At 61.4% G+C, this 23969-nt stretch carries 23 protein-coding genes; 12 read left to right on the top strand and 11 right to left on the bottom strand.

Going from position 1 to position 23969, the window contains the following annotated elements; all coding sequences use genetic code 11:
• Positions 1 to 227 precede the first annotated feature (227 nt).
• Entirely contained in the window at positions 228 to 764 is a 537-nt protein-coding gene (locus ACOCLD_RS14345; RefSeq protein WP_422911816.1) for a DUF3087 family protein, read from the bottom strand.
• Positions 765 to 870: 106 nt separating this feature from the next.
• On the opposite strand from ACOCLD_RS14345, the gene ACOCLD_RS14340 reads away from it, so the two are divergent.
• Positions 871 to 1440: a hypothetical protein gene (locus ACOCLD_RS14340; RefSeq protein ID WP_422909645.1), complete on the top strand. Its 570-nt coding sequence runs from the start codon at positions 871 to 873 to the stop codon at positions 1438 to 1440.
• A 145-nt stretch (positions 1441 to 1585) separates the two neighbouring features.
• On the opposite strand, the gene ACOCLD_RS14335 is transcribed toward ACOCLD_RS14340, so the two are convergent.
• From ACOCLD_RS14335 to betC, 3 genes are all read right to left on the bottom strand, one after another.
• Positions 1586 to 3151 carry a SulP family inorganic anion transporter gene (locus tag ACOCLD_RS14335; protein ID WP_422909644.1) on the bottom strand — a complete coding sequence of 522 codons (1566 nt, stop codon included), beginning with the start codon at positions 3149 to 3151 and terminating at the stop codon, positions 1586 to 1588.
• An 81-nt stretch (positions 3152 to 3232) separates the two neighbouring features.
• Positions 3233 to 4156, bottom strand: a complete 924-nt coding sequence (gene choX, locus ACOCLD_RS14330; RefSeq protein WP_422909643.1) for a choline ABC transporter substrate-binding protein — start codon at positions 4154 to 4156, stop codon at positions 3233 to 3235.
• A gap of 54 nt (positions 4157 to 4210) precedes the next feature.
• Positions 4211 to 5719 (bottom strand): choline-sulfatase, encoded by a 1509-nt coding sequence (gene betC / locus ACOCLD_RS14325; RefSeq protein ID WP_422909642.1) that lies wholly within the window; start codon positions 5717 to 5719, stop codon positions 4211 to 4213.
• A gap of 112 nt (positions 5720 to 5831) precedes the next feature.
• Here betC and ACOCLD_RS14320 point away from each other — a divergent pair, with 112 nt between their 5' ends.
• On the top strand, positions 5832 to 6758 hold the full coding sequence (locus tag ACOCLD_RS14320) for a choline sulfate utilization transcriptional regulator (RefSeq protein WP_422909641.1): 927 nt from the start codon (positions 5832 to 5834) through the stop codon (positions 6756 to 6758).
• A gap of 3 nt (positions 6759 to 6761) precedes the next feature.
• On the opposite strand, the gene ACOCLD_RS14315 is transcribed toward ACOCLD_RS14320, so the two are convergent.
• Positions 6762 to 7343, bottom strand: coding sequence for an alpha/beta hydrolase (locus ACOCLD_RS14315; protein ID WP_422909640.1), 582 nt, complete (start codon positions 7341 to 7343; stop codon positions 6762 to 6764).
• A gap of 260 nt (positions 7344 to 7603) precedes the next feature.
• On the opposite strand from ACOCLD_RS14315, the gene oscA reads away from it, so the two are divergent.
• The 5 genes from oscA (at position 7604) to ACOCLD_RS14290 (ending at position 11813) form a co-directional block, all read left to right on the top strand.
• On the top strand, positions 7604 to 7786 hold the full coding sequence (oscA, locus tag ACOCLD_RS14310; RefSeq protein WP_167144860.1) for a sulfur starvation response protein OscA: 183 nt from the start codon (positions 7604 to 7606) through the stop codon (positions 7784 to 7786).
• Positions 7787 to 7951: 165 nt separating this feature from the next.
• A complete protein-coding gene (locus ACOCLD_RS14305; protein ID WP_422909639.1) occupies positions 7952 to 8962 on the top strand; it encodes a sulfate ABC transporter substrate-binding protein in 1011 nt (336 codons plus the stop codon).
• A 153-nt stretch (positions 8963 to 9115) separates the two neighbouring features.
• On the top strand, positions 9116 to 9934 hold the full coding sequence (gene cysT, locus ACOCLD_RS14300; RefSeq protein WP_422909638.1) for a sulfate ABC transporter permease subunit CysT: 819 nt from the start codon (positions 9116 to 9118) through the stop codon (positions 9932 to 9934).
• Positions 9935 to 9944: 10 nt separating this feature from the next.
• Entirely contained in the window at positions 9945 to 10817 is an 873-nt protein-coding gene (cysW, locus tag ACOCLD_RS14295) for a sulfate ABC transporter permease subunit CysW (protein ID WP_090252919.1), read from the top strand.
• A 3-nt stretch (positions 10818 to 10820) separates the two neighbouring features.
• Complete coding sequence (locus tag ACOCLD_RS14290) at positions 10821 to 11813, top strand: sulfate/molybdate ABC transporter ATP-binding protein (RefSeq protein ID WP_422909637.1); 993 nt, start codon at positions 10821 to 10823, stop codon at positions 11811 to 11813.
• Positions 11814 to 12005: 192 nt separating this feature from the next.
• Here the strand turns inward: ACOCLD_RS14290 and ACOCLD_RS14285 are convergent, their stop codons facing one another.
• From ACOCLD_RS14285 to ACOCLD_RS14275, 3 genes are read right to left on the bottom strand one after another with little or no spacing between them, the layout of a single operon-like run.
• Positions 12006 to 12350 (bottom strand): YdbL family protein, encoded by a 345-nt coding sequence (locus tag ACOCLD_RS14285; RefSeq protein ID WP_422909636.1) that lies wholly within the window; start codon positions 12348 to 12350, stop codon positions 12006 to 12008.
• A gap of 11 nt (positions 12351 to 12361) precedes the next feature.
• Entirely contained in the window at positions 12362 to 12553 is a 192-nt protein-coding gene (locus ACOCLD_RS14280; RefSeq protein WP_090252927.1) for a YnbE family lipoprotein, read from the bottom strand.
• Between the two features lie 15 nt (positions 12554 to 12568).
• Positions 12569 to 15121 carry an intermembrane phospholipid transport protein YdbH family protein gene (locus ACOCLD_RS14275; RefSeq protein WP_422909635.1) on the bottom strand — a complete coding sequence of 851 codons (2553 nt, stop codon included), beginning with the start codon at positions 15119 to 15121 and terminating at the stop codon, positions 12569 to 12571.
• 195 nt (positions 15122 to 15316) lie between these two features.
• Between ACOCLD_RS14275 and ACOCLD_RS14270 the strand changes: the two genes are divergently transcribed.
• The 4 genes from ACOCLD_RS14270 (at position 15317) to rmuC (ending at position 18808) form a co-directional block, all read left to right on the top strand.
• Positions 15317 to 15685 carry an antitoxin Xre/MbcA/ParS toxin-binding domain-containing protein gene (locus ACOCLD_RS14270; protein WP_422909634.1) on the top strand — a complete coding sequence of 123 codons (369 nt, stop codon included), beginning with the start codon at positions 15317 to 15319 and terminating at the stop codon, positions 15683 to 15685.
• Between the two features lie 45 nt (positions 15686 to 15730).
• A complete protein-coding gene (locus ACOCLD_RS14265; RefSeq protein ID WP_422909633.1) occupies positions 15731 to 16483 on the top strand; it encodes an RES family NAD+ phosphorylase in 753 nt (250 codons plus the stop codon).
• Between the two features lie 370 nt (positions 16484 to 16853).
• Positions 16854 to 17258, top strand: a complete 405-nt coding sequence (locus tag ACOCLD_RS14260) for a tetratricopeptide repeat protein (RefSeq protein ID WP_257779190.1) — start codon at positions 16854 to 16856, stop codon at positions 17256 to 17258.
• 188 nt (positions 17259 to 17446) lie between these two features.
• A complete protein-coding gene (gene rmuC / locus ACOCLD_RS14255; RefSeq protein WP_422911815.1) occupies positions 17447 to 18808 on the top strand; it encodes a DNA recombination protein RmuC in 1362 nt (453 codons plus the stop codon).
• An 84-nt stretch (positions 18809 to 18892) separates the two neighbouring features.
• On the opposite strand, the gene ACOCLD_RS14250 is transcribed toward rmuC, so the two are convergent.
• Together ACOCLD_RS14250 and ACOCLD_RS14245 are read right to left on the bottom strand one after the other, a co-directional pair.
• Complete coding sequence (locus ACOCLD_RS14250) at positions 18893 to 19783, bottom strand: metal-dependent hydrolase (protein WP_422909632.1); 891 nt, start codon at positions 19781 to 19783, stop codon at positions 18893 to 18895.
• Between the two features lie 14 nt (positions 19784 to 19797).
• Positions 19798 to 21576 carry an SDR family oxidoreductase gene (locus ACOCLD_RS14245; RefSeq protein ID WP_422909631.1) on the bottom strand — a complete coding sequence of 593 codons (1779 nt, stop codon included), beginning with the start codon at positions 21574 to 21576 and terminating at the stop codon, positions 19798 to 19800.
• Positions 21577 to 21895: 319 nt separating this feature from the next.
• On the opposite strand from ACOCLD_RS14245, the gene ACOCLD_RS14240 reads away from it, so the two are divergent.
• Positions 21896 to 22723 carry a MerR family transcriptional regulator gene (locus ACOCLD_RS14240; RefSeq protein WP_422909630.1) on the top strand — a complete coding sequence of 276 codons (828 nt, stop codon included), beginning with the start codon at positions 21896 to 21898 and terminating at the stop codon, positions 22721 to 22723.
• Here ACOCLD_RS14240 and ACOCLD_RS14235 read toward each other — a convergent pair.
• Positions 22709 to 23965, bottom strand: coding sequence for an MgtC/SapB family protein (locus ACOCLD_RS14235; RefSeq protein ID WP_422909629.1), 1257 nt, complete (start codon positions 23963 to 23965; stop codon positions 22709 to 22711). The two genes, ACOCLD_RS14240 and ACOCLD_RS14235, sit on opposite strands and share 15 nt — an antisense overlap.
• Positions 23966 to 23969 lie beyond the last annotated feature (4 nt).

Raw genomic sequence — 23969 nt, 5'->3', positions numbered from 1 at the left:
TTAGCGCGAGGCAAGGCACGAGATGCGAAGTTTAGCCAGCTAAATGAGTCATCGAGAAACGCAGCATCGCGCTAAAACTGGCCCGGCCCTTCGGGTTGCGCGCAAAATCTCGCCATGCGTTGTTGGAGGACTTGGCAAGGGAACAACCATTACCTGCGTCCTCCGCCTAGCCTGGCGAGATTTTTCGCGGCAACGCGGCTCGCGACGAAACGTCAACAGACCCTCGGTCAGCTGGGCAGGGCCGGGATTTTTTTCACGGCGGCCAGCCAGTCCGCCTGCAGCCGTGGCTGGTCGGTGTCCATGCCCAGGCTTTGCATGCGTTCCAGGTGACGGTTGATCTCTGCAACAGCCTCGCTGAGGGCGCTGGAGTTGCCATCCAGTTGGTGCATCTGGGTCAGGCCCAGGTGGTAGAAACGCAGCAGGTGCATGGCGTCGGGGTCATGGGCGCTAACCCCGGCTTTGACGTGGTGCATGACGTTGGTGACGCGCATCAGGCTGCGTTTTAGCCGCCAGCCGTAGACCGCCGCGGCCATCCATGGCTGTGACCACATAAAGCCGCGCACCAGGGCGACGGTCAGCAGCAGGGCGGCGAGCACGCCTGCCAGGTTCCAGCGAAAGTTGTCGCCGCCAGCCTGGCCGAACAATGCGACGGCAGCAGTGGACAGCAGCAGGGCCAGAACGATGAAGGTCACAGCAATGATCAGGCTGCTGCGGCGTGTTTGCTGGCGGTAGTCTTCGGGGTTGAGTTGCTGGATTTCGAACATCGTGGCCACGGGGCTCTCTCTGCGGTGAATTAGGTTAGGCGCGATCGCTGCCGGGAAGGTATCTTGCCCATCCACAAGCGCTGTGGGTTAAGGAAATAGCGAATTTATGAGACGTAGTGTGTTTCAGGCTGTAATCGCCTGCGCGGTAGCGCTGGTTTCAACCCAGGTGCTGGCCAAGGTCGAGGTACAGGCCGGGCAGCACAAGACCCTGGGGCGGATTCTGGTGGCCAAGGTTTCCGAGGAAATTGTGCCGGGCGATTATGAGGCGCTGCTCAAAGGCATCAAGGCCAATCCGGGCAAGTTTTCCCGGAAAATCGTCATGCTCGACAGCATTGGCGGCAGCGTCAGCGAGGCCATGCGCATGGGCCGCTTATTGCGTGAAACCGCTTTCGACAGCCTGGTAGCGTCCACCGGGGTGTGTCAGGGCAGCTGCGTGTACCTGCTGGCGGCGGGGCGCAACAAGACCGTGCGCGGTCATGTCGGCATTCATCGGCCGTATTACAACGGCAGCGATTCAGTGCACTCGACGTCCAATAGCGTCAGCCGCGCCAGCCAGATGGCCTATTTCAAGGATATGCAGGCCTCTGCCGACTTGCTGGAGGCGATCAACAGCACCGCACCGCAGCGCATGCGGGTGCTCAATGCCAGCGAGTTGAAGCGTTACGGTTTGCACTGAGCGGCGGTCGTGCACAGCTCAGGCGACATTTACCGGCTGTTGCGCTGCGCCAGCCCTGCGGTATGCAAGGTCGGCAACAGCCAGCCTCGGTGTTTTCAACTTACGGCTGATGATGGGGCGAATGGTGTGAGGGCAGGGGGCAGGCTCAGGCAAACTGCACCGGGCAGCGCTCTGCGCCTTCCAGTTTGTGGATTTCGTCGATCACCTGCGGCCTGGCGTGGTGCAGCACCAGATGGCGCTGCTGGCTGTGCAGGCGGCGGGCCTCCTGGTGCAGCATGGCGATGCCGGCGTAGTCGATAAAGTTGATGTGCTGGGCATCGATCATTACCCAGCGTGCCGAGCTGCGTTGCAGCATCTGCTGTAGGTAGTGGCAGGCGCCGAAGAAAATCGAGCCTTCGATACGGAACCATTCCTGCTCACCGTCCTGCCAGTGGCGCACACGCGGTTGTGAGGTGCGTTTGAGGTAGACGATCAGCGAGGCCAGCACGCCGGCGTAGATGGCGCTTTGCAGCTCCAGCACCAGGGTTGCCAGCACGGTCAACAACATCACCAGAAACTCGCTGCGGCTCACACGCTTTAGGGCCTTGACGGCGGTGAGGTCGAACAGCCCCCAGCAGATCAGCAGAATGCTCGCCGCCATCGCCGGAATCGGCACATAGGCAAACAGGCGGCTGCCATACAGGGCAAACAACGCCACCAGCAGGGCGGCAAACACTCCAGCCATGGGCGAGCAGGCGCCGGCTTGCTGGTTGAGCGCCGAGCGCGTGAAGGAGCCGGCCGACAGTGAACCGCTAAACCAGGGGCCGACGATATTCGACAGGCCCTGGGCGCGAACTTCCTGATTGGCATCGAACAGCTGCTGGGATTTATCCGCCAGGGCGCGGGCAATCGACAGGCTGGTGACCAGGCCGAGCAAACCGCAAGCCACGGCCGCAGGCAGCAGTTGCAGGATGTGGGTCAGGTTGAATTCCAGCAGGGCGAAGGGCGGCAGGCTGCCTTCGAAGCGGCTGACCAGCGCGACGTGCTCAAGCTGCTCAGGCCAGACCATAACCAACAGGCTGGCGGCAACAATGCCGATAAGCAACGCCGGTGCCCGTGGCCATAAACGTCTGCTTATCAGGCTGATGCTCAAGGTGAACAGTGCGACGGCCAGGGTACGCCAGTCACTCTCGGCCAGGTGCTCGCCAAGGCTAAGCAGGCTCATCAGCGCCGTGGCCTGGCTGGTAACCGTCAGACCGAGCAGGTTAGGTAGCTGGCCGATGCCGATCACCAGGGCGGCGCCCAACGTGAACCCGAGCACCACCGAATGCGAGACGAAATTTACCAGCGCGCCGAAGCGCAGCAGCCCGAGCAGCCATTGGCATACACCGGCTAACAGGGTCAGCAGCAGAATCAGGGCAATAAAGTGCTCGCTGCCCGGTGTCGCCATCGGGCTGACACTGCTGAGCAGCACGATGGAAATCGCGGCGGTGGGGCCGCAGATCAGAAAACTGGAGGAACCCCACAGGCAGGCGATCAGCACCGGCACGATGGCCGCGTACAAGCCGTATTGCGGCGGTAGCCCGGCGATCAGGGCGTAGGCGATGGATTGCGGCAGCGCGAGGATGGCGCCGTTGAGCCCCACCAGCAGGTCTTTACCGAGGCTGCGTTTGCTGCAATGCGGTAGCCAGCGCAGAAAGGGCAACAGGGTCTGAAGGCGGAGCAGTGGCATGCGTGGGCTTCTTGTGCGGGCGATGGATACGGCCGCTGCACAGCAGCGGCCCGCCTACTTTAGGGAATCAAGCCGGCCGGTTCAAAGCTTGGCGTTAACTGCCGCCAGACCATCACCGCCCGTGCGGCTGGTGACGCCTTCAAGCCAGCCAGCCACCACCGCCGGGTTGGCCTTGAGCCAGACCTTGATCGCCTCGTCGTTGCTGGCCTGTTTGCTCAGCACCTGATCCATGATGGCGTTCTCCATCTCCTGGGTGAATTTCAGGTTGCTCAGCAGCTTGCCGACATTCGGGCACTGCGCGGCATAGCCTTTGCGAGCCAGGGTGTTAACGCTGCCGCTGGCGCCGAAGTACTTCTCGCCACCTTTGAGGTAGCGCATGTCGTACTGCACGTTCATCGGGTGCGGGGTCCAGCCGAGGAACACCACAAACTGCTCGCGCTTCACTGCGCGGCCGACCTGCACCAGCATGGCCTGTTCGCTGGACTCAACCAGGCTCCAGTCCTTCAGGTCGAACTCGTTGGCGGCAATCATTTTCTGGATCGACTCGTTGGCCGGTGCGCCGGAGCCGATGCCGTAGATCTTGCGGCTGAACTTGTCGGCATGCTGGTTGAGGTCGGCAAAGGTCTTCACCCCGGCTTCATAGGCGTAGGTGGGCACGGCCAGGGTGTACTCGGTGCCGCTGAGGTTTTCCACCAGTTGCTCGACTTCACCGCTGCTGACGAACTTGTCGTAATTGCTCTGCTGCGCGGGCATCCAGTTGCCGAGGAACACATCCACCTGACCTTTCTGCAGCCCGGCGAAGATGATCGGCACGGCCAGGGTCTGCGGCTGCGCCTTGTAGCCCAGGCCGTCGAGCAGGAAGCTGGCGATGCCGTTGGTCACGGCAATATCACTCCAACCCGGATCACCAAGTTTCACCGTGGCGCAACTGGCGTCTTCGGCGAAGCTGTAGCTGCTGGCGGCCAGTAACAGGCCGCCGATAAGTGCTGTGCGAAGTGTGTGCATGGCAATGTCCTCTTGAATTATTAGTTATTGGATCAACGCGGCAGTGGCTTGCAATCAGGGTTGCGGAAAACGGGCGCGACGTTCGAGGTCGTCGAGATCAATGTGGTTGCGCATGTACTGCTGGCTGGCGTCGACCATCGGTTGATGGTCCCAGCTGGTCAGGTTCCCCTGGGTCAGGGCGCTGGCAACAAAACGCCGGCGGCGCTGGCTGGCCAGGGTGGCCTGATGAATCGCCTGCATGTCCCAGCGCGCCTGGGCCTGGTTGATAAAGTCAGCCAGCCGGCTTTGGTGCTCGGCGGACTCAGCCAGGTTTTCGCGCTCTTGCGGGTCGTGGCGCAGGTTGAACAGCAGCAGCGGGTCGTGTTCCGAATAGATAAATTTCCACTCGCCCTGGCGGATCATCATCAGCGGGCTGATGGTGCCTTCGGCCATGTATTCGCCAATCACTTCATCATGCCCCAGGCGACCTTCGAGGTGCGCCAGCAGCGAGCGACCATCCAGTGGCAGCTCGGCTTGCAGCGTGCCGCCGGCCAGTTCCACCAGCGTCGGCAGCAGGTCCATGGTCGACACATTCTGGCTTACCCGGCGCGCAGCGAGCTGCTTGGGTGCATGCACCAGCAGCGGCACCCGGGCGGCCATTTCAAACCAATGCATTTTGTACCAAAGGCCACGCTCACCCAGCATGTCGCCGTGGTCGCCGGAGAACACGATGATGGTGTTGTCGCTCAGGTTGCAGTCCTTGAGGGTTTTCAGCAGCTTGCCGATGTTGCTGTCGATGTAGCTGCAGGCACCGAAGTAGGCGCGGCGCGCGTCCTTGATCTTCTGTTCGGGCAGCGGCTTGTCCCACAGGTCGATGACTTTCATCAGGCGTTGCGAGTGCGGGTCCTGCTCGGCCTGATCGATGTGCAGGCGTGGCAGCGGAATGTCCTCATCGCGATAGAGGTCCCAGAACTCGGTTGGGATGGTGTAGGGGTCATGTGGATGGGTCATCGACACGGTGAGGCAGAAGGGCTGCTCGCCGTCGCCACGCACATGGTCATACAGATACTGCTGGGCCTTGAACACCACCTCTTCATCGAAGTCCAGCTGGTTGGTGCGCACGCACGGCCCGGCCTGCAGCACCGACGACATGTTGTGGTACCAGCTGGCGCGCACGTCCGGCTCATCCCAGTTCACCGCCCAACCGTAGTCGGCGGGGTAGATGTCGCTGGTCAGGCGCTCTTCATAACCATGCAGCTGATCCGGGCCGCAGAAATGCATCTTGCCCGACAGCGCAGTGCGGTAGCCCAGGCGGCGCAGGTAATGGGCGTAGGTCGGTACATCGGCGGGGAAGTCGGCAGCGTTGTCGTAAGCACCGATCTTCGAGGGCAGCTGGCCGCTGACCAGGGTAAAGCGCGAGGGTGCGCAGAGCGGGCTGTTGCAGTAGGCGGCATCGAACACCACGGCGTCGGCGGCCAGGCGCATCAGGTTGGGCATCTGGATCGGTGAGGCGGCATCGTGCAGCGGCAGAATCGGCGCGGCCATCTGATCGGCCATGATAAAGAGGATGTTCGGGCGTTTCATGGCAGCCGGTATTCCATATAAAAGATTTATGCGACAGTGCTGGCTTGATCATCCGGCTTAGCAAAAGCTGGGTAAACCTGCTGTCAGTAGATGCATTGGATAATATGAGCTTATGTTTGAACGCATCGATGGGGTGTCGCTGGATGTGCTGCGGGTGTTCGAGTCCGCCGCCCGCCAGCTGAGTTTTACCGCCGCCGCCAGCGAGCTGGGCACCAGCCAACCGGCGATCAGCCAGCAGATCAAACGGCTGGAGCAGCAACTGGCCACGCGGCTGTTCGACAGGGTGTATCGGGGCATTGCCCTCACCGATGCCGGCGAGCTGTTGCTGAGTTACGTGCAGGACGGCCTGCAGAGCCTGGATGCCGGCCTGTTGGCGGTTACCGCGCAACAGCAGCATGAGGTGCTGCAGGTGGCCACTGACTTCGCCTTTGCCGCGTACTGGCTGATGCCGCGCTTGCAGCGCTTTCACCAGTTGCACCCGGAGGTGGATGTCAGCCTGATCACCAGTGAGCGTGATCAGGGCACGCTGCCGGCGGAGATCGATGTGGCGATCAACTTCGGCGACGGGCGCTTCAAGCATGCCGAGGCGCAGCTGATGTTTCGCGAAGAGGTGTTCCCGGTGTGCAGCCCGCAGCTGCTTAAGGGGCGTGAGTTACCGCTGCCGGCTACTGCGCTGGCCAGCCTGCCGCTGTTGCACCTGCGCCCGGAAAACCGCTCGCGCTGGTTTGATTGGGCCGGGCTGTTTCGTGCCTTCGGCCTGCAGCAAACGCCGAGTCCTGGCAGCCTGCGTTTTGATAACTACACCTTGCTGATTCAGGCGGCCATCGCCGGGCAGGGTGTGGCCATCGGCTGGCGCCATTTGGTCGATGAGCTGCTGACGCAGAACCTGCTGTGCCGCGTGGGCGCTGAAGTCGCCCATTCGGATATGGGTTACTACCTGGTGCTGCCCGAGCGCAAACGCCGTCAGCGCCTGACCCAGGTATTTGTTGATTGGCTGCAGGCCGAGCTGGCCAAGGGACCTGGGTTTAGCCAGTCGTGACCCTTAGGCAATTCGGCGTGCGTGCCGCTCGATAAGGCTTTGCAGGCGATAGAGGTAAGCAAAGCCCTGTTCCCAGCGCTGATGTCCAGACGCCACATTGATATGGCCGACGCCGCTGAGAATCAGCGCCTCGCTGCCCCAGTCACGCGCCAGTTCGCCAGCCCGCGCAGCGCTGGCGGCGGTGTCGTTGTCCGAGCCGAGCAACAGGCTGGGGAAGGGCAGTGAGTGTTGCGGGATCGGCGCAAAGTTCTGCAGCGCTGGCGGGCAGTTGGCCCGTTCGACATCGGCTGGGGCGACCAGCAGTGCAGCACGTACCCGCTGTAGCGATTCGAGCGGTGCCTGCGCCGCCCAATGCGCCACGGTGATGCAGCCCAGGCTATGGGCAATCAGGATGGTCGGGCGCGGATCGCTGGCGATGCTGCGCTGCAGTTCGGCGACCCAGTCTTCACGCTTGGGGTTTAGCCAGTCGGCCTGTTCCACCCGTGCACTGTTCGGCAGGCTGCGCTGCCAGTGGCTCTGCCAATGGTCGTCTGCCGATCCTTGCCAGCCTGGCACTATCAGGTAACGGATAGTTTGGTTGCGCATCGTGCGCCCTCCTGCGGATGTGAATGGCTGCAGTGTAGGGAGGGCTTTTGAATATCAAAAAGAATAAGAAATTATTTGCTTATGCCTGAAATTCTATTTTTCGGTGCGCGGAATGTGCGATTCTTTATATTCTTAAAAAATATATAAATGTTCTTAAATGATATTTTTAAGAATATAAGAGCCTCTCTACTATCCGCTCCACGACCACTGACTACGGCTGTTTTTCGCCGCTTATAGGGGCTATTTCATGGAGCATCAGCATGACCGCAACCCTGCAGAACCTTGAAGATCAGTACGATGCCAGCATCCTGCGTGAGATCCAGGCTGCGCTGAATGGCCTGAAGTTCGGCTCGGTGGAAATCACCGTGCACAACGGCCAGGTCGTGCAGATCGAACGCAAGGAGAAGTTTCGCCCACACGCTCAGAGCAACAAGAGCAGCTAACTGACACCCCGAACGCCACACGCCGCAAAGCCCGACCGGACCACCGGAGGGCGTGCAATGAAAAGAGTCGAACCCATACGCACCGCGCCGTTTAACCACGGCAGATCGCGAGAGCATCGACCCATTGAACGCCAAACCCGTATCTGTCCCAGTAGGAGCCGCACCATGTCCATTAGCCGTTTTGCCTTTGCCGCCCTCGCCAGCGCACTGACTATTGCCGGGGCCGCAGGCCCGGTGGCCGCCGCTGAAACCCTGCTCAACGTGTCTTACGACCCGACCCGCGAGCTGTACAGTGAATTCAACGCCGCGTTCAACAAGCACTGGCAAGCCCAGGGCAATGAAGCCATCACCATCCAGCAGTCCCACGGTGGCTCGGGCAAGCAGGCCCGTGCGGTAATCGATGGCCTGCGTGCCGACGTAGTAACCCTGGCCCTGGCTGGTGATATTGACGAGCTACACAAGCTCGGCAAGCTGATCCCGGAAAACTGGCAGGAGCGTCTGCCGCAATCGAGCACGCCGTACACCTCGACCATCGTATTCCTGGTGCGCAAGGGTAATCCGGAAGGCATCAAGGACTGGGATGACCTGGTCAAGCCGGGCGTGGAAGTCATCACCCCGAACCCGAAAACCTCTGGCGGTGCGCGCTGGAACTTCCTCGCCGCCTGGGCCTACGCCCAGCAGAAGTACGGCAGCGAAGAGAAAGCCCAAGCCTTCGTCGAGAAGCTCTACAAGAACGTGCCAGTACTCGACACCGGTGCCCGTGGTTCGACCATCACCTTCGTTAACAATCAGATCGGTGACGTGCTGCTGGCCTGGGAAAACGAAGCTTTCCTGGCGCTGAAGGAAGAGGGCGGGGACAACTTCGAAATCGTCGCGCCGTCGCTGTCGATCCTGGCTGAGCCGCCGGTGGCTGTCGTCGATGAAAACGTCGACAAGAAGGGCACCCGCAAAGTGGCTGAGGCTTACCTCAACTACCTGTACAGCGACGAAGGTCAGCGTCTGGCGGCCAAGCACTTCTACCGTCCGCGTAACCAAGCCATTGCCGGTGAGTTCGCCAAGCAGTTCCCGGAACTGAAGCTGGTGACCATCGACAAGGACTTCAACGGTTGGAAAACCGCACAGCCGAAGTTCTTCAATGATGGCGGGGTGTTCGATCAGATCTATCAGGCGCAGTGACGCTACTGCGCTCGGTCATACTGCGTTGAAAGCCGGCTCTGGACTGCTCATTTACAGCTCGTAAACTCCGCGTCCCTCGCCGGCTTTCGCCTTGTCTGACCTTCGCTCGCAACGCGTCATTAGCTCTTCGCATAACAAGCACAAGGCCAAACCATGTCTCGTCGTACTTCCCCCGTCATACCCGGCTTCGGGCTGACGCTGGGCTACACCCTGGTGTACCTCAGCCTGTTGGTGCTGATTCCTCTGGGTGCCATGTTCGTTCACGCCGCTCAGCTCACCTGGGCTGAATTCTGGGCGATTATTTCCGCACCGCGGGTGCTGGCCGCGCTCAAACTGAGCTTTGCCACTGCCTTCGCCGCTGCCGTGATCAACGGCGTTATCGGTACATTGCTGGCTTGGGCATTGGTGCGTTACACCTTTCCAGGCCGCAAGGTAATAGAGGCGATGATCGACCTGCCGTTTGCCTTGCCCACCGCCGTTGCCGGTATCGCGCTGACCGCGCTGTATGCACCCAGCGGCCTGGTCGGCCAGTTCGCCACCGACCTGGGCTTCAAGATTGCCTACACACCCATCGGCATCACCCTGGCGCTGACCTTTGTCACCCTGCCATTTGTGGTGCGCACCATTCAGCCGGTGCTGGCTGATATTCCCCGTGAGGTGGAAGAGGCCGCGGCATGCCTCGGTGCCAAGCCGCTGCAGGTGTTTCGCCATGTGCTGCTGCCGGCGTTGCTGCCCGCTTGGCTGACCGGGTTTTCGCTGGCCTTTGCCCGCGGCGTGGGTGAGTACGGTTCGGTGATCTTTATCGCTGGCAACATGCCGATGAAGACCGAGATTCTGCCGCTGCTGATCATGGTCAAGCTTGACCAGTACGACTACACCGGTGCCACGGCGATTGGCGTGTTGATGCTGGTGGTCTCCTTCATTTTGCTGCTGCTGATCAACCTGCTGCAGCGCCAGATTGCCAAGTCCTGAGGAGATCGCCATGTCATCTGTAACCCTAAGCGCGTCAGCCTCGGCCAACGCCGCACGACGCGGCAATGTGCTCGGTCGTCGGCTGCTGATCATCAGCGCCTGGCTGGTGTTTGTGCTGTTCCTCGTGTTGCCGCTGTTTATCGTACTGAGTGAGGCGTTAAAGCACGGATTTGGCACCTTCTTTGGTGCGATCTTCGAGCCCGACGCGATCAGTGCGCTGAAGCTGACCCTACTCGCGGTGGGCATTTCGGTGCCGCTCAACCTGGTGTTCGGCGTGGCCGCCGCCTGGTGCGTAAGCAAGTACGAGTTCCGCGGCAAGAGCATCCTGGTCACCCTGATTGACCTGCCGTTCTCGGTGTCGCCAGTGATTGCCGGTCTGATCTACGTGCTGCTGTTCGGCGCCCAGGGCTTCTTCGGCCCGTGGCTGCGTGAACACGATATCCAGATTATCTTCGCCTTGCCGGGCATCGTCCTGGCCACGGTGTTTGTCACGGTGCCCTTTGTCGCTCGCGAGCTGATCCCGCTGATGCAGGAGCAGGGCACGCAGGAGGAGGAGGCCGCGCGCCTGCTTGGCGCCAACGGCTGGCAGATGTTCTGGCACGTGACCTTGCCGAATATCAAATGGGGCCTGATCTACGGCGTGGTGCTGTGTACTGCGCGGGCCATGGGCGAGTTCGGCGCGGTGTCGGTGGTCTCCGGGCATATCCGGGGTTACACCAATACGCTGCCGCTGCATGTCGAGATTCTCTACAACGAGTACAACCACGTTGCTGCCTTCAGCGTCGCCAGCCTGCTGCTGTTGCTGGCGGTGTTTATCCTGCTGCTCAAGCAGTGGAGCGAGTCGCGTATCAACCGCCTGAAAGCCAGTGCTGGCGAGGAATAAGTCATGTCTATTGCAATCTCTAACGTCAGCAAGAACTTCAATGCGTTCAAAGCGCTGAACGATATCAACCTGAATATCCAGAGTGGCGAGCTGGTCGCGTTGCTCGGCCCGTCCGGCTGCGGCAAGACCACCTTGCTGCGCATCATCGCTGGCCTGGAAACCCCGGACAGCGGCAGCATCGAGTTCCACGGCGAAGATGTCTCCAATCATGACGTGCGCGACCGTAACGTCGGTTTTGTGTTTCAGCACTACGCGCTGTTTCGTCATATGACCGTGTTCGACAATGTCGCTTTCGGCCTGCGGATGAAGCCCAAGGGCGAGCGGCCGAACGAGAATGTGATCAAGAAGAAGGTCCACGACCTGCTTGATCTGGTGCAACTTGACTGGCTGGCCGATCGCTACCCCGAGCAACTGTCCGGCGGTCAGCGCCAGCGCATCGCCCTGGCCCGTGCTCTGGCGGTAGAGCCGAAAGTGCTGCTGCTTGATGAGCCGTTCGGCGCCCTGGATGCCAAGGTGCGCAAGGAGCTGCGTCGCTGGCTGGCGCGCCTGCACGAAGAAGTGCATCTGACCTCGGTGTTTGTCACCCACGACCAGGAAGAAGCCATGGAAGTGGCGGATCGCATCGTGGTGATGAACAAGGGCGTAATCGAGCAGATCGGCTCGCCGGGTGAGGTGTACGAGAAGCCGGCCAGTGACTTCGTCTATCACTTCCTCGGCGACGCCAACCGCCTGTACGTCGGTAACGACACCCATGTGCTGTTCCGTCCGCACGAGATTCACCTCTCGCGCCACGCCGAAGAGGGCCATCAAGCCGGTGAAGTACGTGACATCCGCCCGCTGGGCGCAATCACCCGGGTGACCCTCAAGGTCGCCGGGCAGAGCGAGCCAATTGAGGCCGAAGTGGCCAAGGATCATCTCAGCCTGGCCAACCTCACTCGCGGTGAAACGCTGTATTTCAAACCGAAAGCGGGGCAGCCATTGATTCAGCAGCGCTGAGAGCCTGCATACGATCTGCTGCGCGTCGGCCCTACGGCGTTAAAAACAGGCTCGGAATGCTCATGTACAAAAGTACACTCCGCTTCCTCGCCTCTTTTTGCCTTGCAGGGCTCTAGCTCGCGAGATCGTAAGTAGGCTCTAGGTAAAACCAACAAGGAGCGCATTGCGCTCCTTGTTGGTTCTTGCGGCAAGCTATTTGCGCTGCCACTTACCTTCAAGCTGGATGTATTGTCCCGCCGGGGTCTTGTCGATGGCTTTCTGCCCGGCAATCGCTTCCACATCGCTGAGCTGGATGCCGTTCTGCGCTGCCAGCTTCTGGTATTCAGCGCGGCGCGCCTGGTTGATCAACTGAGCGATTTCTGCGGCCTGACCGCCATTACTGACCACGCCCAGATAGCCGTTAGGCATTTCGCCCAACTGGCCGCTGGCTTTGGCGTCGCCCAGGGCCGACATGGCTTCGTTGAGGTTCAGGGCTAAGGCCGGCAGGCTCAGACTGAGCAGCAGCAACAGGCTGGCAACACGTTTATAGAGATTCATGTTCGGGCTCCTTAGAACAATCCGCTGGATTCGCTGAACATGCTGTCCAGGGCTTTATCCACCTTGATATAGATTTCGTGCTCGATCTTCACGTTGAGGTTGATGTTGATCGGCTCATTGGGCATCGCTAACTGCACGGTTGGGGTGCAGGCCGTGCTGAGCAGTCCCAGCAGCAGGACGGCGAAACAACTACGCAAGCGCATGGCGCTTCTCCTTGGTCATGGCTCTGTCGGGGCCGTGTTGGCATTGCGTTCCAGCATACGCTGTTGCACGCGTTGCCTGATGATGTCACTGACCTTGTCAGTCAGTTGCAGGCTGGCCAGCAGGGTTGGGATGTCTTCTTCCAGGTTGATATTGAAGTGGATCGGCCGGCCCTGTTCGATGGCCGGGTTCTGTCCCTCCAGGCGCATTGCCAGGGCCAGCTTGCCTTGTTGGTTGTAGTCGACCTGACTGCTCAGGGTAGTGAAGCGAAAATCCTCCAGTGATTGGGTGACCAGTTGCATGGCCGGGTTGCTGCGGCCCAGGGCGCGAATGCGCTCGGAGTGAAACTGCAATTGCCCGCCCGGTGCGCGGGCGTTCAGCTGCCCATGTGTGATGGTCACGCCCTGGCTGCTGATCTGCAGCGGTAAATTGCCGTCCAGGGTGCCACTACCAGCCAGGCCCTCTGTCGGGTAGAGGATAAAAAGTTGCTCAAGTTCCAGACCCTGCACCTCGATGGGAAACTGCAGTCGTTCCGCTGCCAGGTCCCAGCGTCCGGCGGCCAGACGTAGTTGTCCGCCCATCAATGCTGTTTGCGCGTGCTCAAGCTGCAACTGGCCTTTGCCGAGGGCATGCAGGTCGGCGCTGTAGCGGCCTTTAAGCTCCAGCGGGCCCAGTGGAATGCCTGGGCTGGCCTGTTCCAGGCGCAATTCACTGACATTCAGTTCGAGCCGGCGCGGGTCAAGACGCAGCGCCATTTGACTGTCCAGGCCCTCCAGTGCCGTGCGGTCATAAATTCCGCCAAGGCCTTTGCCCGTGAGTGTGACGCTGACTGTGGGCTGTTGCTGGTCGCTGGCCAGGTTCAGCGTCGCGTCGGCATTCAGTCGGCCATTGTTCAACTCCAGCAAGGCTGGCCAGGCGCTGAGGCTGCCTTGCAGCGGGTTGCCGCTGCGCAAAAACAGCTCTGCCAGCTGGGCGTGCAGATTCAGCCCCTTGGCTTGGTTGTGTTGCAGCTGCAGCTTAAGTTGCAGGGCGGCATCGTTACGCAGTGTGCCATCGAGCTGAACCTGTTCCGCAGACGCCAGCAATGGGCCTTGCCAATACCAGCGCTGTGGGCGCAGCTGGGCATGTTGCAGCTGGGCGCTGAGCTCGAGTGGGCCTTGCAATTGCCAGTCATGCAGCATGCCATCGGTTAGCCGGCCCCGCAGTTGCAACCCGCTGCTGCTGAGATTGAGTTGCTGTGCTCGCAGCTCGTTGCTGCCGACATGCTGCAGGCTGAGTTGCGTGCCTTTGTCCAGCTTGAGCATCAACTGTTCAGGATCGAGGTATGCGCTGATCAGCAGTTGTGCCTGGCCGGCGCCAAGTTTCACCTGTTCCAGCTGCAGCGCCGGGCTGCTGGCCGTGAGCTTGCCTTCCAGTACTTGCAGGCTCCAGGGCAGGCCGTTGGCCAGCGCCAATGTGCCCTCCAGGTTGAAGGGACTGCGTCCATGCCCACGCAATTGCAGCTGCAAGGGCAGGGCGCGTTCGCGCAACTGTTCTGCCAGGTTGTCCGGCATCTGTGTGGGCTGAATGGTCAGCTGCAAGGCGTCCGGTCTGAGTGCTGCCGGCAGGTCGCTGGTCAGCTCGCCGGGGATCTGCGTGAGGTTGAGGTCGGCAGTCAGGCTATCAGCCAGCCATTGCCCATGCAGCGCGTGGGCGGAAAGGCCGAGCTGGCCTTGCACCAGGCCGATGTTTGGAATTGGCCAGGGCGCTGGCAGCTTGGCACTGGCTTGTAATTGGCCGCTGGCCTGTTGCAGCTGTTTCAGGTCAAGTGGCCCCGGGGGCAGTTGCAGTTGCCAACTGGCCTGCAGTTGCGCCGCTGCTGACGCCTCAGCTAACTGGTCGCTGTCAGGCAGCCACTGGTGGAGCCAGCTGTGCAACACATGGCCCTGGGCCAATTCGCCGTCGAGTTCACCTTGCCAGAGCTGACCACTGGCTGTGTGCTGCAAGCGACTGCTGAGCCGCAACTGCGGTTGCTGGTTGATGGCCAGGCTCAACTGCAAGGCTGCACTTGTGGCTTCGCCTTGCAGCTGGGCGTGCCAGCGCAGTTGATCCTGCTGGTGCTGCAGGTTGAGCTGCAGGTCAAGTAGCTGTGTGGCTGTACGTGCCTGTTTACGCAGCTGCAGATCGCCCAGCAGCTGGCAGCGCGTTTCGGCACAGGGCAGCTCGATCTGCAGGGTGGCGATCTCTAGTTGTTGCGGCAGCAGGCCGATCAGCTTGGCCAGTTGCTCGGGGTGCAGCGTTGGGGCAGCGGCCTTAGTGGGCGTGGCTTCACTGCGTGTGGGCAGCTGTAGTTGCAGGCGTGCAAGCGCAATCTGCTGCCAGAAGGGCGGGGCCAGGCTGAAGCCGCGCCAGGCCAGCTGTAAATGGTGCAGCTGCGCGGTGGCCGCTGGGTGTTCCAGGCTGAGCTGCTCAAGCTGGATGCCTTGGGTGGAGATGCCCAGCCCCTGCCAGTTGAGGTTTGCGACCTGTTCACGTTCGAGCACGCGGTGCAGGCTCAGGTAGCCTGCTGCGCCAAGCAGCAGGAGTAGCAAAAACAGGTACGCAAGCAGTCGCAGCCAAGTGCGCCGGCCGGGCATAAGCACTGATCCAGAGTGGTGAGTGGTGTGGCTGGACGTTAACCCATGTCTGCCAGGCTGCCAATGAATGCTTAAATAGCGCTGTGTAAATGCAGCATTTAGTGATATTTTTGCTGTAAACAGGCATTGACTGGCAGGTGGGAGGTAGTGATGAGTGCATTGATTCGACCGGTCGCCGATGCAGATGCGGTACTGGCCAAGGCACTGCTCAATACCCGTGAGCAACTGGGGCTGACCCAGCAGGAACTGGCAGACATCGTCGGCGTGCACCGCACAGCCATTTCGCGCTGGGCGGAGGGCGGCCTGCGGGTACAAAGCAAAACCGGCGAACTGGCCTTGCTGCTGATTCGCGTATACCGCTCACTGTTTGCCCTGTTCGGCGGCAACCTGGCGGATATGCAGCATTTTCTGCGCACCGATAACCGCCATCTGGATGCGCCGCCCTTATCCCTGATGCTGCAAGTGCAGGGGTTGGTGCGGGTGGTGGAATATCTCGATGCGATTCGTGGCAAAGCCTAGAGCGCGCAGCGCCCAACAATAATAAAAGTTAAGGACAACGCCATTATGGATATCTGGCAACACTGCCAAGGCCCTCAGCAGATCAAGCCATTGCGCGGCCGCCTGGTGCGTCTGGTCGAGAGTCAGGCCCAGGTCGCCACGCTGCAACTGGTGGATACCCTCGCCGAACAGGCGCTGCTAGAAGAGCTGCTGGAAACCAGCAAGCCGCCGCTACCGCAGAGTGCCGAGCCGCTGCATTACCTGCTGAAAACCCCGTTCCGTTATCCACCGCTGCGCTGGGGCTCGCGCTTTGGTTCAGTGCATGAGCCGAGTCTGTTCTACGGCGCGCTGCGTATCGACACCGCCATGGCCGAGGCCGCGTATTACCGCTTTCTGCTATGGGATGGCATGAGCATCGCGCCGCCCAGTGGACGCATCCTTTCCGAGCATTGCACCTTCGAAGCGCGCTATCAGGTTGCCCGCGGCATTCAGTTGCAGCACCCGCCGTTTACGGATTTCCAGGCCGAGCTCTGTCACGCCAGCGCTTATCAGCCTTGTCAGGTATTGGGCGCAGCCATGCGCGGGGCAGGGGTGGAAGCGTTTGAGTACCGTTCAGCGCGATGCCCGCAGAAGGGTAATAACGTGGCGCTGTTTGTCCCGAGCGCGTTGGCAGAAAAGCGCCCGCGCAATCTGCTGAGCTGGTTGTGCGAAACCACGGCGGAGTATGTGGCATTCAAGAATGCCCAGGTGCCCGATACCCCCAGGGTCTTCAGTCTGGCCGCCTATCAGCTTGACGGTCGCCTGCCGCGCCCGGCCTAGACAGGCGCGCAATCTGCCCTGAAAAAGGGCAGTGCAACGGCATGACGCAGCAACTTGTGCACAATTGCGATGCGCCTTGTCAAGCAAGATGCAGTGCTTGACGTAAACCCTTGATTCTTTTTGTTGATTCTATAAGTCAATGAAAAATATAGATTTTTTGCGCTGGTGAAAAAACCACCAGTTTGACTCTGAGGCCCATGGCATAGGCGCTCAGAGCGCTTGCTCCCATGTTATCCACGAAGTTATCCACAGCTTCTGTGGATTAACCCGAGCGCTTGCTCTAGGCCGCCATCTGCGGCTTTTTTGCAAGGCTTTACCTTGGCGAAAAAAGGAGTAGAGTTGCGCGCCTTTCCGGCTACCGCTGCTTTTTATGCCTCGCGCAATCACTCGTCTGCCTGCTGTACCTGCTAATGCTCCACGCCTGCCAACCCGTGTTGCGCTCTGGCTACTGGACAGTCCCCGCCTCGGTGATGCCCCCAGCATCAAACGTTTTGCCGGTCGACTGCTTAAGCAACCCGCTTTGCAGGGTGTGGTGCCGGCGCAGACTCGCCTCGGGCAATTACTCTGCCGTGATTGCGGCAATCCACGTGACCGGCGCATGGGCTTCGAGCTGCTGCGTCAGGCTGCGCGTGCCGGCGATGTGAGTGCTCAGCTTGAACTCGGCCAGCTGTATAGCCAGTCGCGTCACAATGAACCGCAACAGGCCCGGCACTGGCTGGAGTTGGCCGCGGGGCAGGGTTCGCTAGAGGCGCAGCAACTGCTTAAACAGCTCTGACGCAGGGGGCCGCTCTGCAAGAATACTGGTTATACTACCAGTACTTTTCTGCGGAGCCGCTTATGCCCATCGATCTGTCCACCGCGTTGGCACCTGCGCTGCTCGGTTTTGCCGCCGCAGCACTTCCTCTTCTATACATGGTTTGGTCGCTGCAGCGCCGCTTGGCCAGCCAGCAGCTGGATTTCAGCCTGCTGCAGGAACGCCTGAATAATGCGCAGCTAGCGCAGACCGGCCTGGCGGCGCAGCTGGATGATTGCCGCGAGGAAGTCGCCGCGATCAGCGAGATCAAGGCTGATCAGCAGGCCGAACTGGCCGCACTGCGCCGTGAGGCCGACTTGCTGCAACAAGAGCGGCAGATCGCCCGCGAAGCCGCTCAGGGTTGGGTCAGTCAGCGTGAACAGCAGGAAGCTGAAATCCGACGTCTGGATGCCCAGCGAGCGGCTCTCAGCGCCGAACTTAAAGAACAGCAAGACAGCCACCAACAACGCTTGAATGACCTGCAAGGCTCGCGCGATGAATTGCGTGCGCAGTTCGCCGAGTTGGCCGGGAAAATCTTTGATGAGCGCGAGCAGCGCTTTGCCGAAACCAGCCAGCAACAGCTTGGCCAGTTGCTCGATCCGCTCAAGGAGCGCATCCAGTCCTTCGAAAAGCGCGTGGAAGAAAGCTATCAGCAGGAAGCTCGTGAACGCTTCTCCCTGGGTAAGGAACTGGAGCGTCTGCAGCAGCTCAACCAGCGTCTGGGTGATGAAGCCACCAATCTGACCCGCGCCCTCAAAGGGCAGAAGACCCAGGGTAACTGGGGGGAGCTGGTGCTGGAGCGGGTGCTGGAGCATGCCGGGCTGGAGAAAGGCCGCGAGTACCAGACCCAGGTCAGCCTGAAGAGCGCCGATGGCGAACGCTTCCAGCCCGATGTGCTAATCCAGCTGCCCGGTGACAAGCAGGTGGTGGTGGATGCCAAAGTCAGCCTGACCGCCTACCAGCAGCTTGTGGCCGCCGAAGACGAGGCCGGCCGGCAGCAGGCGCTCAAGCAGCATGTGCTGTCGCTGCGTAGCCATTTGAAGGGCCTGTCGCTAAAGGATTACCAGCGCCTGGAAGGCCTGCACAGCCTGGATTTCGTGTTGCTGTTCGTGCCAATCGAGGCAGCCTTTGCTGCGGCGTTGCAGGCTGATCCGGGGCTGTTTCAGGAGGCTTTCGATCAGCATATCGTCATCGTCAGCCCGACCACGCTGCTGGCTACCTTGCGGGTGATCGACAGCCTGTGGCGGCAGGAACGGCAGAGCCAGAACGCTCGCGAGATTGCCGAGCGCGCCGGCGCGCTATACGACAAATTCGTCGCCTTTATTCAGGATCTGGATGAAATGGGCGCACGCCTGCAGCAGCTGGACAAGGCCTATGCCGGCGCGCGCAACAAGCTTTGCGAGGGCCGCGGCAATATCATCAGCCGGGTGGAAAACCTCAAACTGCTCGGCGCTCGCGCCAGCAAGAGCCTGCCTGTCGAGCTGCTCGAACAGGCGGCCGGGGTGATGGTGCTGGATGAGGTTGGCGAATAAGGTATGCGCCGCGTCTGTAGGAGCGGGCGATACCCGCGAACCTGAACAGACGGGTCATTCGCGGCCACGGGCCGCTCCAGCGGATTAGACGCTGATGGCCGCCTTTTCGGCGGCCGCCCGTTGTGCCGCCGGGGAGTTGGCCAGGTAATCCAGCGCCACGCGAATATCACCTTCGGTGCGCGGGTGATAACCGGGGTTGAAGTAGCGCAATACCGAGCGGCCGATGCTGCCCATACGCGGCAGCAAGCCGCGCTTACCCAGTTGATACCAGAGGTAGAGGAAACCGGGACGGTAACGGGTTACCGGATCCTGGCGCATCATGGTTCTCATCCCCATGCTGAACAGGAAGATCAGCGCGGGCGTGGCAATCAACATATACACCCAGCGCATCAGCACACTGCCGCCGATATGCACGTGCAGGTCGTGAGCCACGCTGCGGTGTTCGACTTCTTCGGCGCCGTGCCAACGCAACAGGTCGAGCATCACCGGGTCGGCGTGATCGAGGCTGCGGGTGGTGATGATCCAGTCACCCAGCACGCAGGTGAAATGCTCCACTGCGGCGATCAGGCCGACTCGCTGACGCAGCCACCAGGGCTGCATCCAGCGGCTGATGGCGTTGTCGCCCAGGGGGAAGTCGCACAACACGCGATCGAACAGCCAGTGGATCGGTCCGGTGAAGGGCGTTGGGTCGATACCGTGGCGCAGCAGGTAGGGCGTGAGCGCGCTGTCGTGGGCGCGGGCATGCTGCGCTTCCTGTTTGACGAAGCCTTGCACGTCGTCGCGCAACTGCGGATCGGTGACCAGCGGCAGGGCCTTGTTGTAGACCCGGCAGAACCAGAACTCGCCGGCCGGCAGGATCAGGTGCAGGCTGTTCATGATATGCGAGGCTTCCGGCTCGTTCGGCACCCAGTGCAGCGGGGTATCGGCGAAATCGAAGCGCACTTTGCGTTGTTCCAGGCGGTGCTGTTCGGTCATTCTGATTCTCCTTGTCAACCGGCCAGGTTCAGGCGGGCGAGGGCACGCGACAGCCAGGGCGCGAAGCGCCATTGGGCGATGCTCAGGTGCGCTTCGGCACCCACGGCGACCACTGCCTGGTTGCGTTCGATGCCGCGCAGCAGGCGGCTGGCTACGGTTTCCGCGCTGAGGTTGCGTTTGCTGTACAGGCGCTGGGTTTTGGCTTGCTGCTTGGCTTCGGCCTCGACACTGAGGCCGTTGAAGCGGGTGGCCTGGATGATGGCGGTGTTGACCAGGCCCGGGCACAGTGCGGTAACGCCGATGCCGTGAGCTGCCATTTCTGCGCGCAGACATTCACTGAGCATCAGTACCGCAGCCTTGCTGGTGGCGTAGGTCGGGTAGTTGCGCGACGGCACAAAGGCTGCTGCCGAGGCGGTATTGACGATATGCCCGCGTTTGCCGGCCTTGATCATCTGCTGGGCAAACAGCCGGCTGCCGTCGATCACGCTCCACAGGTTGATGCGCAGCAGGCGCTCCCAGTCGGCATTGCTGGTGTCGAGCATGCTGCCGGCCATGCCGATGCCGGCATTGTTGATGACGATATCGGGGCTGCCGAACTCGCTTTCCACCCAGCTGGCGAACGCCGCCATGGCGTTGCTGTCACCCACATCCAGTTGATAGACAAAGGCTTCGCTGCCCAGGCTCCTCGCCTGTGCGGCGCTGGCTTCGGCTGCTGTCAGGTTGATGTCGGCAGCCAGCACGTTGGCGCCCTGCCTGGCGAACTCCAGCAGGGTAGCGCGGCCGATTCCGGAGCCGGCGCCGGTGACGATCACCAGTTTGCCGCTGTAGTTCCCGGTATTGGCTTTGACCTGCGCCTGCTGTAGCGCGCGGCTGCTGCCATCGCCTTGCAGGTGCTGGATAAATTCACGCAGCCACAGGGCCAGTTGCTGGGGTTCGGCCAGCAGCTGCCAGTGACCGGCGCGCACTTCGCGACGCCATAACTTGGGGGCCCAGTGCTGCAACCGGTCAAACAGTTGCGGGCGCACAAAGCGGTCTTCAGTTGGCACGATCAGCTGCACCGGTACGTCGGTGTGGCGCAGGCGAGGTTTGAACAGGCTGCGGATGAAGTTGGCGCGGTACAGCTTGACCCCGTGTACACCGTCGGAGCGCTGGCTGCTGCTGACCGCGACATTGCGCAGGTCTTCGACTTTGCGCAGCAGGCCAGGCCAGGCGCGATCCAGGCCCAGGCGCCAGGTCAGCTCGGGCAGCCATGGCGTGTGAAACAGGGCGATGTACCAGGAGCTGAGCAGTTGGCCGAGCACCTGCAGCAGTGCGCGCGGGCGTTTCTGTTTGAGCTTGTCGCGCATCCAGTGGCCGACATGGTCCAGGCAGGGGCCGGAGATACTGGTGTAAGAGGCCAGCAGGGGTTGAATACGCGGTTCGGTCACCGCTTCCCAGGCCTGGATCGACCCCCAGTCGTGGGCCACCAGGTGTACGGGTTGGTCTGGGCTGAGGGCCTTGATCAACGCTTCCAGATCGTTGGCCAGTTTTGCCAGGTGGTAGTCCAGGCGCTTGCGTGGAATATCCGAGGCACCGAAGCCGCGTACGTCGTAGGCAATGATCTGGTAGTCGGCGGCCAGTTCACGTACCAGCGGCAGCCAGACTTCGTGGCTGTCCGGGTAGCCATGCACCAGCAGCAGGGTCGGGCCATCTGTTTTGCCCCAGCGGTAAGCGGCCAGTTCCACCCCATCGCCCTGGATGCGCAGGTGTTCGCCCTGCAGGGGCTCGTGTGGCAACACGACAGGCGCGTTCATGCGCGCACCTGCTGCACGGTTGCAGGGCGAAACGGCCGAGTGGGGAGGGCGAGGTCGAGGGGCATGCGGCGTCTCCATGGGTTATGACTGTTACATCATTTGATGTCATGGTTATTGTTGGACGCTCCGCAGGTGTCTGCCTAGCCATTGCGCAGACTCAATTCAGCCTCTGTTACGGTGTTACTGATATGGCTGCATGCCTTGTGCCATGAGGCTTTGCCTGGGGTCGGCAGGGTTGCGCGCGACCCAGGGCTGGGCAAGTCCAGCCCTTGGTTGGGGCGGTTGTTGGCCGGTTGGTCGTGCAGCTATGATCGCCGCCATGCAAACAGCCTCTGCTTTTCTCCAGCGTTTATTAGGCAGCGCCGCCCCTGTGGTGGAAGCGGTGTCTGTCGAGTATCGCGTCGATGATCTGGCCCAGGCCGCGCAGACCAGCGTGCGCAATGTGCGCGCCTATCAGGATCAGGGACTACTGCCGCCGCCTGAGCGGCGTGGTCGGCTGGGGATCTACAACGGTGAGCACCTGGCGCGGCTGAAGCTGATCGGCCAGCTGCTGGAACGTGGTTACAGCATCGCCAGCATTCGTGAGCTGTTCGAGGCCTGGGCGCAGGGCCGTGATCTGGCCCATGTGCTGGGTTTGGAGCAGGCCATTCAAGGGCCGGGGCAACCGGAGCAGGCCGAGCAGCTGTCCTTTGCCCAGCTGCAGGCGCTGTTTGGCGAGGTGCTGGATGATCAGGTGATCGAGCGGGCCCTGGCTCTCGGCCTGCTGGAGTTCGCCGGCGACCATCTGCGTGTGCCCAGCCCCAAGCTGTTTGCGGCCGGGCTTGAGTTGTACCGCGCCGGTATTCCTTTGCCGGCGTTACTCGATGAGCTGGCAGCCATTCGCGGGCAGGTGCAACAGGTGGCCACGGGCATTGTCACGATGATTACCACGCAGCTGGTCAACCCGCTGCTGCACAGTGAGCTGCCGCATGCTGCTGACCTTGAACGGCTCAGTGTGCAGTTGTTGCAACTGCGGCCTTTGGTGGAGCAGGTCGTCGTGGCTGAACTGGCGCGCAGTTTGCCCGAGGCGGCCAATCGCGAATTGAGCGAGCGGGTGCATAAATTGCTGGAAGGTTTTCTGCGCGCTGATCCTTCAAAGCAGCAGTAAGGCCGCCGCACCCGCCAGCAGGCCGGCCGCCATCACCGGCAATGTCATCAGTGCCAGCTTGCGGCCGCCAATCAATGCCACGAGAAAGCCCTTGACCAGACTGTTGCTCAGCGCCGCGAGAAAGATCCCCTGCACAGCGACCTGTGCATCCAGTTCACCCTTGGCGCTGCGCGCCAGCGACAGGGTGATGGCATCCACATCGGCCAGCCCTGAAAGCAGCGCCACCAGATAAACGCCGACATCGCCAAGCCAGTGCTGGGCGGCTTCGACCATCAATAGAATCAACGCCAGTAACGCGGCAAAGCGCAGCGCCGGGCCCAGCTCGAAGGGGTTTTTCAGCGGTGGTTCGGCCTGCTCTTCGCTCTCCGTGCCGGCGCGACGGAAGTACAGCAGCGCGCCAGCGGCATACGTCATGGTGGCGATGCCCAGCGGCCAGACCAGTTGCGGCAACAGGCTGGCGTTGACCAGGCCGACCTCCAGCAATACCCGTGGAAACATCAACGCCGAGGTGGCGAGCAGGCCGCAGGCCAGAATCGCCTGCAGGCTGCGCCCCGGCGCCAGACGCGCCAGGGTTACGGTCATTGCCGTGGACGAGACCATGCCGCCGAGCAATGCGGTGATCAGCAGGCCATGACGCATGCCGATCAGGCGAATGGCCACATAGGCGGCAAAGCCGATGCTGGCGATCAGTACCACCATCCACCAGATGGCGTAGGGGTTGAAGACCTGCCAGGGGCCATAGCCCTGGTTGGGCAGCGCCGGCAACAACACCAGGGAGATGAACAGCAGTTTCAGCGCACCGGACAGCTCTGTTTCACTGAGGCGTTGCAGGGCACCATGCAGCGACTGCTTGAGGCTCAGCAGCAGCGCCACGGCCACCGCGCCGGCCGCCGCCAGCCCGGCATAACCGGCCATGGCCAGGCTGCCGAGCAGAAAGGTGATCAGCAGCGCCACCTCGCTGGTCAGGCCCATATCACCCAAACGTTGCAGTTCGCCAAAGTAGGAGGCCACCACCAGCAAGGCAAAACCGCTGAAGATCACCGCCCAGGCGATGACTCCGAAGTGCTCGCCGAGCAGCATGGCAAAGGCCCCGAGCAGGCTGCTCAGGGCGAAGGTGCGAATCCCCGCGACCAGCTGCGTGTCCTCGGTATTGCGCCCCTGCCAGCCGCGTTCGGCACCAATCAGCAGGCCAGCGGCCAAGGCGCTGGCGAAGTTCAGCAGGGTGTCGAGGGCTTCCGGCATGGGT

The sequence above is a fragment of the Pseudomonas cimarronensis genome, assembly GCF_049331905.1.
Taxonomy (GTDB): domain Bacteria; phylum Pseudomonadota; class Gammaproteobacteria; order Pseudomonadales; family Pseudomonadaceae; genus Aquipseudomonas.
Note: the sequence above shows the minus strand (reverse complement) of the source record. Positions and strands in the feature narration are given on the sequence as shown.